Source organism: Fibrella aquatilis (assembly GCF_017353255.1).
GTDB classification, from domain to species: Bacteria; Bacteroidota; Bacteroidia; order Cytophagales; family Spirosomataceae; genus Fibrella; species Fibrella aquatilis.
In genome coordinates, this window is sequence record NZ_JAFMYU010000015.1 from 159,408 (window position 1) to 175,394 (window position 15,987).

Below are 15,987 nucleotides of genomic sequence, written 5' to 3' on the forward strand. Positions count from 1 at the left end.
CGATGGCGGCTCAACAACCAAACAGACAAATCAACAAACAGCCAAACCCTCTAAAATGACTACTGAAAAGACATACTCCGTACCCACCATGGCCGATATGATGGCCAACGGCGACACGCCCGACATTCTGTTTTGGGTAGGCTGCGCTGGTTCGTTTGACGACCGGTACAAGCGCGTGACCATTGCGTTTGTGCGCATCCTGAACCACGTCGGCATCAAATTCGCCGTACTTGGCCCCGAAGAGGCCTGCACCGGCGATCCGGCGCGGCGGGCGGGCAACGAGTTTTTGTTCCAGATGCAGGCCATGGCCAACATCCAGGTGCTGAACGGCTACAACGTCAAGAAAATCGTGACGGCCTGTCCCCATTGTTTCAATACGCTAAAGAACGAATACCCCGACCTAGGCGGGCAGTATGAGGTTATTCACCACTCGCAGTTTTTGCAGCAGCTGATTAATGAAGGCCGCGTGAAGCCGCAGGACGGGCAGCCGTTCAAAGGCCGCAAAATCACCTACCACGACTCGTGCTACCTGGGCCGGGCTAACAAAATTTACGAGGCTCCCCGTGATGTATTAGAGTCGTTGGATGCCGATTTGGTGGAAATGAAGCGCGTGAAAGCCAACGGCCTCTGCTGCGGGGCGGGCGGCGCGCAGTATTTCAAAGAACCTGAACCCGGCAAAAAAGACGTGAACGTAGAACGGGCGCAGGAAGCCCTCGCCACCGGTGCCGACACCATCGCCGTGGCCTGTCCCTTCTGCATGACCATGATGAGCGACGGCGTGAAGAACCAGAACCGCGAAGACACGGTGAAGGTCTACGACATCTCGGAACTCATCGCGCAAGGGCAAGGGTTATGATTTACGAATGACGAGCGGTCCGCCGCTGCGGGACGAATTACGATTTGTTGCTTACGCCGGTCAGCCGGTGCGGTCAGCCTTCCCTTTGGCGTAGGCAACAAATCGTAATTCGTCCCGCAGCGGCGGACCGCTCGTAAATCGTAAATCAACCCATGTTTCTTCCTTTTGATCAGCTGCCCGCCTCGGCGCGGCTTTGGGTATACCAAGCCAATCGGCCATTGAGTGCCGATGATGTAGCAGCAATTGATGCGGCCATCCGCCCCGCGTTGGAGGCCTGGGCAGCGCACGGCCACCCGCTGCTGGCTTCCGCAAAGGTGGTGGAGGGGCGTTTTCTGCTGCTGGCCGTTGATGAGGGCGCGGGCCTTCCCAGCGGCTGCTCTATTGACTCATCTGTACATACGGTGCAGGCCATTGGTCAGGCGCTGGGTGTGGATTTTCTGGACCGCGCCGTGGCCTACCGAGCCACCGATGGTTCGGTGCATACCCTGCCACTGGGCGACGTGAAAGCGGCCGTTGCAGAGGGTATATTAGCCCCAGAAACGTTGGTTTTCAACACGTTAGTGAAAACTAACGCCGAATTCCAGACTAACTGGCAACTGCCCGCCGCCAGCAGCTGGCTGAAACGGTATTTTAAAACAGCTTCTGTTTAGTTAAAGAACAATGGCCGAGACACTCATTATTCCGCAAACACAAGACCGGGCGGCGGTGTATGACAGCCTGGTGCCGCAGATCGAAGCACTACTGATGGGTGAGACTGATCTGGTGGCGAATCTTGCTAATGTGGCGGCAGCGCTGAAAGAGGCATTCGGTTTCTTCTGGGTGGGTTTCTACCTCAAAAAAGAAGACCAGTTAGTGCTGGGACCATTTCAGGGACCTATTGCCTGTACGCGCATTGCCTTCGACAAGGGCGTTTGCGGGGCCGCCTACACCCGTCGCGAAACCATACTCGTGCCCGACGTAGACGCCTTCCCAGGTCACATTGCCTGTAGCTCGGCCTCGAAATCAGAAGTGGTCGTGCCTATTTTCGACCAAAGTGGCATCGTCGTGGCTGTGCTTGATGTAGACAGTGACCAGCTAAATGACTTCAACGAAGCCGACGTGACGGGGCTGGAGGCCGTGGGGCGTATGCTGAGTTCAACGTTTAATCGCTCCGGCGAACCGGTATAAAGTTATTTCAGCACTGCACGGATTACCTCTCTTTTCCGAGCTGGTCCGCTATGTTTCTCAACGGTGAAACCGGCAGCGCGGAGGTTATGCTGTACGTATGTTTTCGAGCAGTAGGTAGTCAAAAAACCGCCTGGACGCATCATCGAGGCCACTTTCTCGAATATCTCCTGCGTCCACAGTTCGGGTTGGCCTTCGGGGGGGAAAGCATCATAATAGACTACATCGAAGGGCCCAATGGTCGGCAGGTATTCCAGCGGTGTCTGGTATTTGGTCAGCATCATGTAGGGCGTCACGGCCGTGGGCACATCCCAAGGGGCATCATGCACGTCGCCCAGCCAAAACGTGTGCAGTAGGTCATCGTAGTTAAGCTGACGGGCATCATCTGACGGCAGCGGGTAAGGCTCAACGGCCACGTATTCCACAGGGCGATTATACCGAATGGCTTCGCGCAGGGTCATCAGGGCGTTGAGACCCGTGCCAAAGCCCATCTCAAACACCCGAACCGCACCTTCAATGGTATCGAAAGCATGTTGCAGACCCAACTCGATATACACGCGCTGCGACTCCTGCACGGCCCCGTATACAGAGTGGTAGTGGTGACCTACCTCCGCATTATATACCGAATGGGACCCATCGGCGGTGACGACAACTTGTGTATTCATGTATAAACTCCTGCTTTTGGGCTAATTTTGTGGGTCGATCTTACCACGAAGCTACTTATCTGTATCGTAAACAGATCTATTTCTATTGTGTTACCATGATTCAACGAATTCAAAGCGTATTTCTGTTCCTCATCAGCGCATCAACAGGTACAGCGCTGGTAAATCCCATATGGGAAAAACACGGCCTCAAGGCAGGCGAAGAGGCCGAGCTTACGCCCATGCAGTACTCTTATGAACAGGGCATTACTACCTTCACCACCCCCACCTGGTACCTGGCAGGCCTGTTAGTGTTGGTAGGACTGGTGGCATTAGTGGCTATTTTTCAGTACCGGAAACGTATTGTGCAGATGGGGTTATGTGCCGTTAATGCCATTTTACTCACTGCTGCCATGGGTGTGGTACTCTACAACATTTTAGTAAATGGTAAGGCCTACGGCAATCCCGGCGATCAGGGATCATTCCTGACAGGCTTCTGGGCTATTTTGGCCGCACTAGTCTTCAACTTCCTGGCCAACCGCTTCATCCGCCGCGACGAAAAACTCGTCCGCGAATCGAACCGGATAAGGTAGATAGGAGGAATGTACAATGGATAATCGGTCCGCCGATGCGGTACAATGAACAATGGGCTGACGCGAAAGTAAGACGCGCTAGCCCATTGTTCATTATCCATTATTCACTTAATGGTTCGGGCAGCCGCAATCGTTCTTTTTGAACAGGCCCCAGAGGAAGCCTTTTTTGCGGCGAAATCCTTTTTTCTTTTTACGGAAAATAGCCACCTCTTTCACGGTCGGGCTAGCCGAGTAGGCCGCCGCCGGTGCTTCTGTTATTGCCAATGAGGCAATAAGCAGTAGCACAACTGTTGTCGATTTCATGCTTGATTATCGTTGAGAGGCTGTAAACTAACTAACGTGAAAAAGGGCTGAAACGTTGTGGGAAAAGAAGCAAGAGAGGAGAGGCAAGAAACAAGAAGCGGCTTATGGACTTTCTCACTTCTTGTTTCTTGCCTCTCCTCTCTTGCTTCTTTTCAAAGCATAAACGAATAAAACAAACAGTGGGCCAATTGCTGTAGAACCGGCCTGTTTTTGGCGGCAACAATTTTGTGTTTCTGGCTTAATTCGGCCCAAAATGGGGGCAGACAGGCCGCCCGGGCGTTCATGCCGTCGTCAGGGCCGGTGCTCACGTAGCGCGTGTCGACACCCACGATGGCTACCCGAATAAAACACATGGGGCAGGGTTCAGCAGAGGTGTAGAGGCGCAACTGTTCGGTATAGATGGTATTGCCCCCGCCCGTGAAATTCCCCTTCGACTGGTATTTTTTGAACTGTGGCAAACTCTCAAACTCTGTGAGCAGGTTCATTTCGGCGTGGAGGTCTGATCGCCCCCGCTGAAGCTGCGCGTTGTGGGCACCGTGCAAGATGCGGCCCTTGCCGCCTACCAACACCGCGCCAATGCCATAGCCGCCCGTGAGTGCCCCACGCAGGGCCTGCACCACCGCCGCTTTGGCATACACATCGTCGGCCTGAGCCGGGTCGGGCTTATAGGCAGTGAGATAAGCTTTAATCTTTCGTAACACAATGGCCTTTGTATCAGCCGATTGAATGCCACAGGGCAGGGCCACAAGCTGCGCCATCAGGGCGGTCCGGCTCGCAGGAGTCACGTTGGCCGAGTCAGTGGGAGTTTGGGCGAAAAGGGGTTTGGTAAGCAGGAAGAGCAGGCAGATAATGGCGTATAGCTGTTTCATGGCGGGGGTGATTGGTAGGCTGTAAATTAACATGCTTACGCCAGCTATATGCGATGCAATTGAAACAGCCAAATCCAGAAACCCGACTTGCCCCGGATGCGCTCGTAAGAAGTGACGCGGAAGAGGCCCTCGTAGCGGTAGCCGGTGGCGGGGGCGTGTTCGTTGCGGAGGGTGGCCCCGCGGATGAGCCGCACCGGATGCCCCGATGCCACGTTCCGAATCAGGGCCGCGTTGTAGCCGTCCAACACCTGATCGGCAATCTGTTTACCCGTTTTCTGGTCGCGCCCGCCATGACCCGCGTAGGCAATATGGTCTCCCGCGTCGATGTCGTCTTCGTACATACCCGCCAGGATAATGGAGTCGGCGCCAAGTGGTCCTGTACCGCTGATGCCCGCCCGCCGTGGTCGGTGTAAGCCGCTCATCGATAGGTCAATACGGTTTACAAACACGTCGCCGGATCGGAAATCAGCGAGAGTAGCGGTAGACGGTTTTGCGATAGAAGCCATAGCCCTGAAACAAAAAATCCTGGCCAGATGGTCAGGATTTTCTATTGAGCAGACTAGCCTACCGCCAGCCGCGACGACTACCAAAACCACCATAGCGGGGACCGTAGTTTCGATACCCGTAGCTAGGGCCACGATAATACGGACGAACAACATAGGGGCGAGGGGCAATAATCACGGGCGGACGGTAGCCATATCCATAAGGCCGCGCACCATAATAACCGGGACCATAGCCCGTGCGGACACCCACGTAAGAAGGCCCGCAACTCCAGAGCGTCAGCACGAGCACGAGGCTCAGTGCTGTATAGATTAATGAACTGTTTTTCATCGGGTTAACCCGGCTGGGTGAACGTGGAATAGCCAGCTGAGCATCTGTAAATAAAACGATATAAGGCAACGATTAATTTACCGATCCGTAGTTCTAATGGAGATTTAAGGGGGGTGAAAGACAGAAAGAGTGAAAGAGTGTACGTTGTCGCTTGGCTGGGCGCCCCCGGCTCATGCCGAGTGACAACGTACACTCTTTCACTCTTTCTGTCTTTCACCCCCTCTCCAACCCTTGCCCTAAAAAGTGTACTCTTGTATACCAAACAGGGCCGCCCGCTAAACGAATGCGGCCGTTTTTTGTCTGACTGATCTAACGCTGGTTCACTATGATCACCTATCCCACCGCTTGGCGCCTGTTTTTTTTGTTGCTACTGCCCCTATTTGGCTTGGCGCAAACTAACCCCACCCCCATGACCGACTACCAAACCGACTGGCGAAAGGCCGATTCGCTCATGACAAATGGGCTGCCCAAATCGGCATTGGAGATTGCCGACCGGATATATGCCGCTGCCAAAAAAGCCAATAACTACCCGCAGCTGACTAAGGCCGCCATGCGCCGGGTGGTGTTCACTACCGCCGCCAGTCGTGAGGAAAGCACGTTTTTGACGTTGATTAAAACACTTCGGACCGACGTAGTGTCGGCTCCGGCCCCCGCCAAAGCCATTCTGCAGTCGGTGCTGGCCGATGTGTACTGGCAGTATTACCAGAATAACCGCTACCGGTTTATGAACCGCACGAGCGTATCGCCCAATGCCAGCCCAACGGTAGGTGATGCCGACAAAGCAGACGACTATGACCCCCGTACCTGGGACGCCCGCCACCTGAGCAGTGTGGTCATGAGCCTGTACCTGGCCTCGGTGCAGGACGAAAAACTACTTCAGCAAATTCCTGCCGACGCCTACGCCGTGGTGAGCAGCCCCGGCAACGCGGCGGGCCGTGCCCTGCGCCCCACGCTCTACGACCTGCTGGCCCACCGCGCCATCGACTTTCTGGCCAACAGCGAAGCCGACGTGACCCGACCCACCTACCGCTTTGAACTGGACAAGGCCGATTACCTGGCCGAACCGGCGGTTTTCACGAAAACGGCCCTCACAAGTCAGGACACGCTGTCGGGTAAATTGCAGGCGTTGCGGTTGTACCAAAAGCTGGTGGCGTTTCACCTGACTGACAAAGACCCGATGCCCCTGGCGGCGGTCGATGCTGAGCGGCTGACATTTGCCCATCGGCAAAGTGTGTTGCCTGACAAAGAGACCCTTTACCGCCAAACATTGACGGCGCTGGTGGCCCGCTACAAAAGCGGGGCAAGCGATGCCGAAGCCGAATACGCCGCCCTGTTGATTGAACACCTGGTTGGTAACAACTACCAACCCGTTAGTCGCGGGCGGCGTACAGATGTTGATAATCAGAACAATACACCCGATTCGGCGCGGCGCTGGGATCGCAAACAGGCTGCTGAACTGGCCCGCGACCTTATCCGGCGGCGGCCCAATGCTTTCGCTACGCAGCGCGTCCGGCCGTTGCTGGATAACCTGCTGCGGGCTTCGCTGGAGGTGCAGTTTGAGGAGGCCAACGCGCCAAATGCTCCTTTCCGGGCGCGGGTGGGCTATGCCAACGTGAAAACGCTGTTCTACAAAATCGTGCGCGTGACGCCCGACGAGGCGCGGGAGATCCGCCGGGACTATTACCAGAACTACGACAAACGCACCTCGCAACTGGAACTGCTGGCCGCCCGGCAGTCGGTGGTCGCTGGACAGGTGGCCCTACCCGACGATGGCGATTTGCACAATCACAGCGTGGAAATGCCCGTGGCGGGCCTGCCCGTTGGCCATTACGCTATGATTATTTCTAACCTTGGCACGTTCGATGCGGTACGAAACGATCCTCAGGAAATCTTGCAGGTGGGCCAGTTTGCCGTGTCGCATCTAGCGTATTTTTCCCCCCGTCAGTATGACAATTTAGATACGGCGCGGGTCACCTATGTGACTGACCGCCAGAGCGGTAAGCCACTGGCCGGAGTAAATGTGCAACTGTGGGTGCAGAAAAAGGATAGTCGTAGAAGTACAGAATTTTGGGCTGCTGAGCGCTACAAGACAGATAATCAGGGCCGTTTAATCGCACCACGCAAGCACTTACCAAATGGGTTAGCCTACTTCTTCCGGCTGTCATCGCAAGGTGACGTACTCGATACAGAAGACCGGTACACGTATTCATATGACCAGCCCCAGCCTCAAAACGCGAACGACATCGCCCCGCAAGCCCGGTTCTTCACCGACCGTGCTATTTATCGTCCCGGTCATACCATTCACTGGAAAGCCTTGATTTTCAGGGGTGCCAACAACGAATTTTCGGTAGTGCCGAATGATGAACTGAACGTGCAACTGCGCGACGCCAACAACGAGACGGTGGCCAAGATCACGCTGAAAACCAACGAGTTCGGCACGGCCAGCGGCACATTTACGGCACCCGTTGGGCGGCTAACGGGGCAAATGACCATTACTACCACCGAGTACGTTGGTGAGGCCAGCATTCGGGTGGAGGAATACAAACGCCCCACCTTTGCCGTGGTGGCCGAACCCCTCACCAAAGCCGTGGTAGTAGGCCAAACCGTGCCCGTGCGGGTGGTGGTCAAAACCCTGGCCGGAGCCAACCTGGACGGCGCATCGGTGGCCTACCGCGTGACCCGGACCCAATACCAGCCCTACTGGGGTGGCGGCTGGTGGTGGCGCCCCTACCGCCCTTCGCCCGAACAGGAAATCACCAACGGCACCGCCACCACCGACGCCGACGGGGTAGCCAGCCTGACCTTCGTGGCCGTGCCCGACCGCAGCATCGCAGAAAGCAGTAAACCCCAGTTTACCTACACCGTCACTATCGACGTAACGGACCAGTCGGGCGAGACGCGGAGCACCACGCAGAGCCTGCGAATCGGGTACGCGCCGTTTTCGGTGGAACTGCCCCTGCCCGGCACCGTGCTCACCACCAACAAGACCACCTACGCCGTGCGGCTCACCAATGCGTCGGGCAACGCGGTGGGGCTGAAACAGGGCAGCGTACGCATCTCGCGGTTGGTACCCACGCGGCCCGGCCCGCTGCGGAATCGGCTCTGGGAGCGTCCAGACCGCGATTTGCTGACCCGTGCTGAGTTTGAGAAGCAGTTTCCGCTGGACCTCTACGCCGACGAAGACAACCCCGCCAACTGGACCAAAACCCTCGTCCGCACCACCGACCCGCGCTCGGTTACGCTGGCGGGGTTGGCACCGGGCACCTACGCCGCCGAAGTAAGCGCGCAGGATTCGACGGGCAAAACAGGCGTGGAAACCGTCTACTTCACCGTGCGCGATGAGCAGGTGCCCACCCCGTCGGAACGCGTGGGCGAGTTTGTGCAGGTAGTGAAAGCAACGACCCTGCCGGGTCAGGAGGCCGTTTTTTGGGTCGGTTCGTCTACGGGAGAACCCGTTTTGATGGCCGTGGAAACAAAGGGCAAACCCATTATTGAGCAGTGGCTGTTTCCCAAACCCAGCAAGCCCCTGCACATTGCCCTGCCCGTGACCGACGAGCAACGCGGCGGGTTTATGGTGCATTTCGCGTCGGTACAAACCGGGCGACTGCTCACCAGTAGCCAGCAAGTGACGGTGCCATTTACGAGCAAGCAACTGACCGTAGAAACCGAGACGTTTCGCGACAAGCTGCAACCCGGCCAACCCGAACAGTGGACGTTGCGTGTGAGTGGCCCGAACAAAGACAAAGTACTGGCCGAAATGGTAGCCACCCTCTACGACGCCTCGCTGGATGAATTCGCCAAACTCGACTGGCCCGATTCGTTTTATTCGCCCAACGGTCTCTCAACAAATTATTGGGAATCAAGCGCTTTCGGCATTGAACGGGCGCTGGACTATCGCCAGCCGGTAGGGAAAAATTACCCAAACGAAACCACCCGCGAATACCCCGTACTTGGCTGGTATCCATACATTTACGATCCTTATCGCGGCAACTTCGGGGGAGGCTATTCCTATTCGCGGGGTGGCAAGAGCAGCGATAGTTATACCATCACCGGGACTGTTTCGGACAGCATCGTGCAGGGGCACATCGGTAACGCAAAAGAGGATTTACCGGGCGTATCAATTTCCTGGAAAGGCACTACCATTGGCACTAATACCGATGCACAAGGCCGTTTTTCACTAGCTCGTTCGGCCAAATCGAGTACGCTGGTGTTTTCTTTTGTTGGTTTCAGCAAAGCCGAGGTCAAACTAGGCAAAGCAAAAACGTTCAAGGCCTTTATCAACCCGGATAGCAAGTCGTTGCAGGAAGTCGTCGTGGTTGGGTATGGCAGCGCAAGGAGACAGGATATCACGGGAGCGGTATCATCTATACGACTTCGAGGCACGAACCCTGGTCAGGCTCAGGATATGGTTGCCGCAGCGCCCATGATGGCTGATGGTAGTGTTGCAAAAAGTAAAATGGCTGTCTCTCAAAATCAACAGTCTGAAAATGAACCCACTGCGAAAGACAATGCTCCCGCCGGCACCCCGCCGGTGATTCGGAAGAATTTCAACGAAACGGCCTTTTTCTTCCCGCAACTGCTCACCGACAAAGACGGGCGCGTGGTGCTGAAATTCACCATGCCCGAAGCCCTCACGCGCTGGCGGCTGCTGACGTTTGCCCACACCAAAACCATGCAGACGGGCAGTATGGAGGCCACCGCTCAAACTCAGAAAGAGCTGATGGTAACGACCAACGTGCCCCGCTTTTTTCGCGAAAATGACACCCTGCGCCTCACCGCCCGGATCGACAACCTCAGCGGCAAACCCCTGTCCGGCACCGCCAAACTCGACCTCACCGACGCGCTCACCGGCGAACCGCTGAACGCCAGAATGGGCCTAGTAGCTCAGAGCCAGGCTTTTTCGAGCAAAGTAGGACAGAGCGCAGTGGCTGTCTGGACGCTCATTATGCCCCAAAACCTGCCCCCCGTGGCTGTGCGCGTAACGGCGCAGGCGGGTAACTTTTCGGATGGCGAAGAGCGCGTAGTGCCCGTATTGCCTAACCGCATCCTTGTCACCGACGTGCAGCCGATCTGGATTGATGGGGGTAGTCAGGCAAAAACGTTCCGCTTGAAACCCCTCGCCGACCGGTCGCCGGAGTTGCCGATGCAGACCGAGCGGCTCACGGTAGAGGTGACCAACAACCCCGCCTGGTACGCCCTGCAAAGCCTGCCCTACCTGATGGAGTATCAATACGATTGTGCCGAACAGTTGTTTAGTAAGCTGTATGCCAATGCGTTAGGTGCCCACATTATCGGCAGCCGCCCCGCGTTCAGGCAGGCGGTAGACCTTTGGAAGCAGACCCCGCCGAAGAGTCCGCTGATAAAAAACGAGGAGTTGAAGGCCGTTACGCTCGAAAACACGCCCTGGCTGGCCGAGGCCAAATCAGAAACCGAACGCACAGCCAAACTGGGGCAGTTTTTCGACCAGAACAACCTTGCCGCCGAACAGCGCCGGGCACTCGACAAGCTGAAAAAATTGCAGGACGAAAGCGGTGGGCTGACCTGGTTTCCCGGTATGCGGCCCAACGCCTGGATGACCCTGCACGTGATGGCCGGGCTGGGGCACCTCCAGAAAATAGGCGTCCAATTCGCCACCGACATAGCCACCGACGTGGCCGCAATGCAGCAAAAGGGATTAGTTTACATCGATGCCGATGCCCGGCAGCAACTGGCCGAACACAAACGGATGGAGCGACAGGCCAAGCAAAAAACGGTGCCGTACTGGGCCTCGTTTTACCTTTATGCCCGGTCGTTCTACCAAGCCAAAAACCCGCTGGATAGGGCCTTTCTGGCCGAATTGATCCCCGCGCTGACCACCAACCTCACGGGCGGCAGCTTGCAGGGGCAGGCCATGAGCGCCGTGACCTTGTTTCGCTACGGCTATGGCAAAGAAGCCTCGGCCATTCTGCAATCGGTGACAGAGCGGAGTAAAATTTCGGACGAACTGGGTATGTACTGGCCTGATAACCAAAGCGGTACGTACTGGTATCAGGCCCCGGTAGAAACGCAGGCGTATTTGATTGAGGCGTATCTGGAAGCGGGCAAGGCCACCAACGGCGCGGGCGACGGCTTTGCGTGGTATCGGAAACAGCCGGCCTATGCGCAAACCAAAGATGGTCAGGTGTTTATCGACAAAATGCGGCAGTGGCTCATCCAGCAAAAACGCACCCAGTCGTGGCCCTCGACCAAAGCCACCACCGAGGCCATATACGCCCTGCTGCTCACCGGATCGGACTGGATGGACACCAAAGCGACCACCACCGTGCGCCTGGGCGGTCAGGATATGGCCAAACGCGTAACGAATACCGAGGCCCTGACCGGCTACCAGAAGGTGACCTTTGCCCCCGCCGAAGTAACGCCGCAGATGGGTGTGATCGAGGTGAGCAAATCGGCCAAGACGGGTATCAGTTGGGGCGGGGTGTACTGGCAGCATTTCGAGCCGCTGGATGCCGTGCAGAAAACTGGTAACAACTTGACAGTCAGGAAGAACATCTTCCGCCTGCGCAACACCGACGCCGGACCCGTGCTGGACCCCATCACGCCCCAAACGCCCCTGAAGCCCGGCGACAAACTGAGTGTGCGCGTGGTCCTGACCACCGACCGGGCTATGGAATACGTACACCTGAAAGATGGTCGGGCGTCGGGTTTTGAGCCGGTGGCGGTACTGTCGGGCACAAAATACCAGAACGGCCTGAGCTTCTACGAAGCTCCCCGCGACGCCAGCACCGACTTCTTCATCGAGCGCCTCTCCGTGGGTACGCACGTGTTCGAGTATAACCTGCGGGTGGTGCATGGCGGCGAGTTCAGCACGGGCATTGCCGAAGTGCAATGCTTCTACGCCCCCGAATTCGCTGCCCATTCTACGGGTACACGCGTGGTGGTGAAGTAACGTACCACGGACTTCAGTCCGTATTCTTGATACAATACGGACTGAAGTCCGTGGTACGTTACACCCACGGTCGTTTCGCACGTTTTGGCGTACCTTTGGGTTCTGAAAAAGTGGATGTTAGGCAAGGGCTGTTAGACACTGGATTTGTCTGATATGTTATGTCTAACGTCCAAGATCCAATGACCAACATCTCTCTCAGATGAACCTAACGCTTCAGCAAACAGACCGTTTTGAAGACCGCCACAACGGTCTAGTTGATGCCGATTTCGACCAGATGCTCAAGGCCGTAGGCGTTGGTTCGGTCGATGAATTGATCGAGCAAACCGTACCAGCCAAAATCCGGTTGCCTCGTCCGCTCAACCTGCCCGAACCGAAAGGCGAACAGGCATTTTTGAGCGATTTCAAGAAACTCGCGCAGCAGAACAAAATCTTCACGTCCTACATCGGGCAGGGCTACTACGACACTATCACGCCCAACGTGATTCTGCGGAATATCCTGGAGAACCCGGCCTGGTACACCGCCTACACGCCCTATCAGGCCGAAATTGCCCAGGGTCGGCTAGAGGCGCTACTGAATTTTCAGACCGTGGTGTGCGACCTGACGGGTATGCCCATTGCTAACGCGTCGTTGCTGGACGAAGCCACCGCCGCCGCCGAGGCCATGACCATGCTGCACAGCCAACGGCCCGCGCCACGCAAAAAAGCCGAAACGTTCTTTGTCTCGGACCGCTGCCACCCCCAAACCATCGAGGTGGTCCGCACCCGCGCCACGCCGCTGAACATCCGCGTGGTGGTGGGCGACCACCGGCAGGTTGACCTTACCTCTGGCGATGTCTTTGCCCTGCTGCTACAATACCCCGCCACCGACGGCGAGGTGTTCGACTATACCGATCTTATTTCGGCGGCCCACGAACTGGGCGTTAACGTGGCCGTGGCGGCTGACCTTTTGGCCCTGACCATGCTCACCCCCCCCGGCGAAATGGGTGCCGACGTGGTGGTGGGTACGGCCCAGCGTTTTGGCGTGCCCATGGGCTTTGGTGGCCCCCATGCGGCCTTTTTCGCCACGAAAGATGCCTTCAAACGCCAGATTCCAGGTCGTATCATCGGCGTGTCGGTGGATGCGCAGGGGCACCCTGCCTTGCGGATGGCCCTGCAAACGCGCGAGCAGCACATTCGCCGCGAAAAAGCCACGTCCAACATCTGCACGGCGCAGGTATTGCTGGCCGTTATGGCGGGTAGTTACGCCGTGTATCACGGTCCCCAACGCCTCCGTGCCATTGCCGAACGGACCCACGGGCTGACCAAACTGTTCGCCAAAGCCGCCCGCCGCGCGGGCTACACCCTTGTTTCTGAAAACTATTTCGACACCATCACCCTCCGCGTTGACGACACCGAGTCGCTGAAGAAATCGGCACGGGCGGCGCAAATCAATCTGCGATATAGCGTTGACGGTGAGCAAGTTACATTATCATTCGACGAAGCCAAAACGCTCGATGACGTGAAGACGCTGTTCGACGTATTTGGTATTCAGGTAAGCGCCGACGACCTCGTGGGCATGATCGACAGCCTGGAACTGAGCTGGCCGGAGCGCCTGGTTCGGCAGTCGGACTACCTTACGCACCCTGTTTTCAACACGCACCACACCGAGCACGAAATGCTTCGGTATCTGAAGTCGCTGGAAGAAAAAGACCTCTCGCTGGTGCATTCAATGATTTCGCTGGGTAGCTGCACCATGAAACTCAACGCCACCGCCGAGATGATTCCCGTAACGTGGCCGGAGTTTGGCAAGATGCACCCCTTCGCGCCGAAAGATCAAACGCTTGGTTATCAGCAGCTTTTCACGGATCTGAACACCTGGCTGTGCGAGATCACGGGCTTCGCGGCCATGTCGCTGCAACCCAACTCGGGTGCGCAGGGCGAGTACGCGGGGCTGATGGTGATTCGGGCATACCACGAAAGCCGCGGCGACACCCACCGCAACATTGCGCTCATTCCGCAGTCGGCGCACGGCACCAACCCCGCCTCTGCCGTCATGGCTGGTATGACCGTGGTGATTGTCAAGTGCGACGAGCGCGGCAACATCGATGTGGTCGATTTGACCGCCAAAGCCGAGCAACATGCCCATAACCTGGCTTGTCTGATGGTTACGTACCCGTCTACGCACGGCGTTTTCGAGGAAAGTATCATCGACATGTGCGCCACGATCCACCAACATGGCGGGCAGGTGTATATGGATGGTGCCAACATGAACGCACAGGTGGGCCTGACCTCACCCGCTGCCATCGGGGCTGACGTTTGCCACCTGAACCTGCACAAAACCTTCTGCATTCCGCACGGCGGCGGTGGCCCCGGTATGGGTCCCATTGGCGTGGCCAAGCAGTTGGTGCCGTTCCTGCCAGCGAATCCTAACGCTAGCCATTCGTCTCAAAACGAGGGCGTTCGGTCAGGGGCCGTGTCGGCAGCACCGTACGGATCGGCGAGTATCCTCACGATTTCGTATGCTTACATTGCCATGATGGGCGGCGAAGGGCTGACCAACGCTACTAAGCGGGCTATCCTGAACGCCAACTACATCAAATCGCGCCTCGACGGGCATTTCGAAACGCTTTACGCGGGCGTGAATGGCCGGGCCGCGCACGAGATGATTATCGACTGTCGGCCGCTGAAACAGTCGGTGGGCATTGAGGTAGAAGACATCGCCAAGCGGCTGATGGACTATTGCTTCCACGCGCCTACGGTGTCGTTTCCGGTGGCGGGCACGATGATGATCGAACCCACCGAGTCGGAGTCGAAAGCCGAACTCGACCGCTTCTGCGACGCCATGATTGCGATCCGCGACGAGATCCGCGAGATTGAAAACGGCGAAGCCGACCGCACCGAAAACGTGCTCAAACACGCGCCCCACACCGCCAACGTGGCCCTGGCCGACGACTGGAACCGGCCCTACAGCCGCGAGAAGGCCGTTTTTCCGCTGCCCTACGTCCGCGCTCGCAAATTCTGGCCAAGTGTCAGCCGCATCGACTCGGCCTACGGCGACCGTAACCTGGTGTGTTCATGCGTCCCCACCGACGCCTATGCCGACGAGGTTGTAACCTCAGACGAGCGGATGGTGGTGACAGATGGGGGAGGGTATTAAACGTTAGACGTTGAACTCATTTCCATGCAAGACATAGAGCCTTTCTATGGCTGGGAAAAGTATTATGCCGCCTCTGAGGACGAGCGGTCTCCGTTTTATGAGCGGACCTACAATACCACCCAGTACGAGAACGATATCTACGGCTACTACATCCACCCCTACTGGGACGAAATAGGCTCGGAGACGCTGTATTGCAAGATTCTCTACGCCAACTACGACCGGCAGGCGGTGATCATAGAGCTGTTTGGCGAGTGGAACGACACCCTTCACAACGACATCATGTTCCTGAAACGGCAGGTTATCGACCCGCTAACCCACGAGGGCATCAAATACTTTGTGCTCATCGGCGAAAACGTCCTCAACTTCCACGGTTCCGACGACAGCTATTACGAGGAATGGTTCGACGATGTGGAAGACGGCTGGATTGCGGCCATTAACTTCCCCGAATTTGTGGAAACCGAATGGATGAAGTTCCGCCTCGACTACTACATCAACTTCGGCGGTACGCTCCACATTCCCAACTGGCGCACCCTGAAACCTATGGCTCTGGTCGACTTGGTTAATGGGTTGTTGGTGAGACGTTTAGGTTAGTGTACAATGTATAATGAATAATGGCTTCGCGCTCTAGGCCCCGCAGCGGCGGACCGTCTCGACTGCGCTCGGGGT

The 15,987-nt window shown here is 56.8% G+C and carries 12 protein-coding genes; 7 read left to right on the top strand and 5 right to left on the bottom strand.

Going from position 1 to position 15,987, the window contains the following annotated elements; translation table 11 throughout:
• Nucleotides 1-55 precede the first annotated feature (55 nt).
• From J2I48_RS18210 to msrC, 3 genes are all read left to right on the top strand, one after another.
• Nucleotides 56-856 carry a (Fe-S)-binding protein gene (locus tag J2I48_RS18210; protein ID WP_207336906.1) on the top strand — a complete coding sequence of 267 codons (801 nt, stop codon included), beginning with the start codon at nt 56-58 and terminating at the stop codon, nt 854-856.
• A 152-nt stretch (nt 857-1,008) separates the two neighbouring features.
• Nucleotides 1,009-1,506 (top strand): hypothetical protein, encoded by a 498-nt coding sequence (locus J2I48_RS18215; protein WP_207336907.1) that lies wholly within the window; start codon nt 1,009-1,011, stop codon nt 1,504-1,506.
• Nucleotides 1,507-1,516: 10 nt separating this feature from the next.
• Nucleotides 1,517-2,023, top strand: a complete 507-nt coding sequence (msrC, locus tag J2I48_RS18220) for a free L-methionine (R)-S-oxide reductase MsrC (RefSeq protein ID WP_207336908.1) — start codon at nt 1,517-1,519, stop codon at nt 2,021-2,023.
• Nucleotides 2,024-2,025: 2 nt separating this feature from the next.
• Here the strand turns inward: msrC and mnmC2 are convergent, their stop codons facing one another.
• Nucleotides 2,026-2,685, bottom strand: coding sequence for a tRNA (5-methylaminomethyl-2-thiouridine)(34)-methyltransferase MnmC2 (gene mnmC2 / locus J2I48_RS18225; protein WP_207336909.1), 660 nt, complete (start codon nt 2,683-2,685; stop codon nt 2,026-2,028).
• Nucleotides 2,686-2,780: 95 nt separating this feature from the next.
• Between mnmC2 and J2I48_RS18230 the strand changes: the two genes are divergently transcribed.
• The gene (locus J2I48_RS18230) at nt 2,781-3,254 is read left to right on the top strand and encodes a DUF4293 domain-containing protein (RefSeq protein WP_207336910.1); all 474 of its coding nucleotides are present in this window, start codon (nt 2,781-2,783) and stop codon (nt 3,252-3,254) included.
• Between the two features lie 108 nt (nt 3,255-3,362).
• On the opposite strand, the gene J2I48_RS18235 is transcribed toward J2I48_RS18230, so the two are convergent.
• The 4 genes from J2I48_RS18235 to J2I48_RS18250 all read right to left on the bottom strand — a co-directional run bounded on the left by J2I48_RS18235 (nt 3,363) and on the right by J2I48_RS18250 (nt 5,257).
• Entirely contained in the window at nt 3,363-3,557 is a 195-nt protein-coding gene (locus tag J2I48_RS18235) for a hypothetical protein (RefSeq protein ID WP_207336911.1), read from the bottom strand.
• A 152-nt stretch (nt 3,558-3,709) separates the two neighbouring features.
• Nucleotides 3,710-4,426 carry a cytidine/deoxycytidylate deaminase family protein gene (locus tag J2I48_RS18240; RefSeq protein ID WP_207336912.1) on the bottom strand — a complete coding sequence of 239 codons (717 nt, stop codon included), beginning with the start codon at nt 4,424-4,426 and terminating at the stop codon, nt 3,710-3,712.
• A gap of 44 nt (nt 4,427-4,470) precedes the next feature.
• On the bottom strand, nt 4,471-4,932 hold the full coding sequence (locus tag J2I48_RS18245) for a YDG/SRA domain-containing protein (RefSeq protein ID WP_207336913.1): 462 nt from the start codon (nt 4,930-4,932) through the stop codon (nt 4,471-4,473).
• Between the two features lie 58 nt (nt 4,933-4,990).
• Nucleotides 4,991-5,257, bottom strand: coding sequence for a hypothetical protein (locus J2I48_RS18250; protein ID WP_207336914.1), 267 nt, complete (start codon nt 5,255-5,257; stop codon nt 4,991-4,993).
• A 325-nt stretch (nt 5,258-5,582) separates the two neighbouring features.
• On the opposite strand from J2I48_RS18250, the gene J2I48_RS18255 reads away from it, so the two are divergent.
• From J2I48_RS18255 to J2I48_RS18265, 3 genes are all read left to right on the top strand, one after another.
• The gene (locus tag J2I48_RS18255; RefSeq protein ID WP_207336915.1) at nt 5,583-12,185 is read left to right on the top strand and encodes an alpha-2-macroglobulin family protein; all 6,603 of its coding nucleotides are present in this window, start codon (nt 5,583-5,585) and stop codon (nt 12,183-12,185) included.
• 199 nt (nt 12,186-12,384) lie between these two features.
• Nucleotides 12,385-15,321 (top strand): aminomethyl-transferring glycine dehydrogenase, encoded by a 2,937-nt coding sequence (gcvP, locus tag J2I48_RS18260; protein ID WP_207336916.1) that lies wholly within the window; start codon nt 12,385-12,387, stop codon nt 15,319-15,321.
• Between the two features lie 24 nt (nt 15,322-15,345).
• Entirely contained in the window at nt 15,346-15,912 is a 567-nt protein-coding gene (locus J2I48_RS18265) for a hypothetical protein (protein ID WP_207336917.1), read from the top strand.
• Nucleotides 15,913-15,987 lie beyond the last annotated feature (75 nt).

Excerpts from the sequence above, each read along its gene's own strand:
- msrC (WP_207336908.1), top strand. The coding sequence starts at position 1,517 with ATGGCCGAGACACTCATTATTCCGCAAACACAAGACCGGGCGGCGGTG.
- J2I48_RS18250 (WP_207336914.1), bottom strand. The coding sequence starts at position 5,257 with ATGAAAAACAGTTCATTAATCTATACAGCACTGAGCCTCGTGCTCGTG.
- J2I48_RS18210 (WP_207336906.1), top strand. The coding sequence starts at position 56 with ATGACTACTGAAAAGACATACTCCGTACCCACCATGGCCGATATGATG.
- J2I48_RS18265 (WP_207336917.1), top strand. The coding sequence starts at position 15,346 with ATGCAAGACATAGAGCCTTTCTATGGCTGGGAAAAGTATTATGCCGCC.
- J2I48_RS18215 (WP_207336907.1), top strand. The coding sequence starts at position 1,009 with ATGTTTCTTCCTTTTGATCAGCTGCCCGCCTCGGCGCGGCTTTGGGTA.
- J2I48_RS18240 (WP_207336912.1), bottom strand. The coding sequence starts at position 4,426 with ATGAAACAGCTATACGCCATTATCTGCCTGCTCTTCCTGCTTACCAAA.
- J2I48_RS18245 (WP_207336913.1), bottom strand. The coding sequence starts at position 4,932 with ATGGCTTCTATCGCAAAACCGTCTACCGCTACTCTCGCTGATTTCCGA.
- J2I48_RS18230 (WP_207336910.1), top strand. The coding sequence starts at position 2,781 with ATGATTCAACGAATTCAAAGCGTATTTCTGTTCCTCATCAGCGCATCA.
- gcvP (WP_207336916.1), top strand. The coding sequence starts at position 12,385 with ATGAACCTAACGCTTCAGCAAACAGACCGTTTTGAAGACCGCCACAAC.
- J2I48_RS18255 (WP_207336915.1), top strand. The coding sequence starts at position 5,583 with ATGATCACCTATCCCACCGCTTGGCGCCTGTTTTTTTTGTTGCTACTG.
- mnmC2 (WP_207336909.1), bottom strand. The coding sequence starts at position 2,685 with ATGAATACACAAGTTGTCGTCACCGCCGATGGGTCCCATTCGGTATAT.
- J2I48_RS18235 (WP_207336911.1), bottom strand. The coding sequence starts at position 3,557 with ATGAAATCGACAACAGTTGTGCTACTGCTTATTGCCTCATTGGCAATA.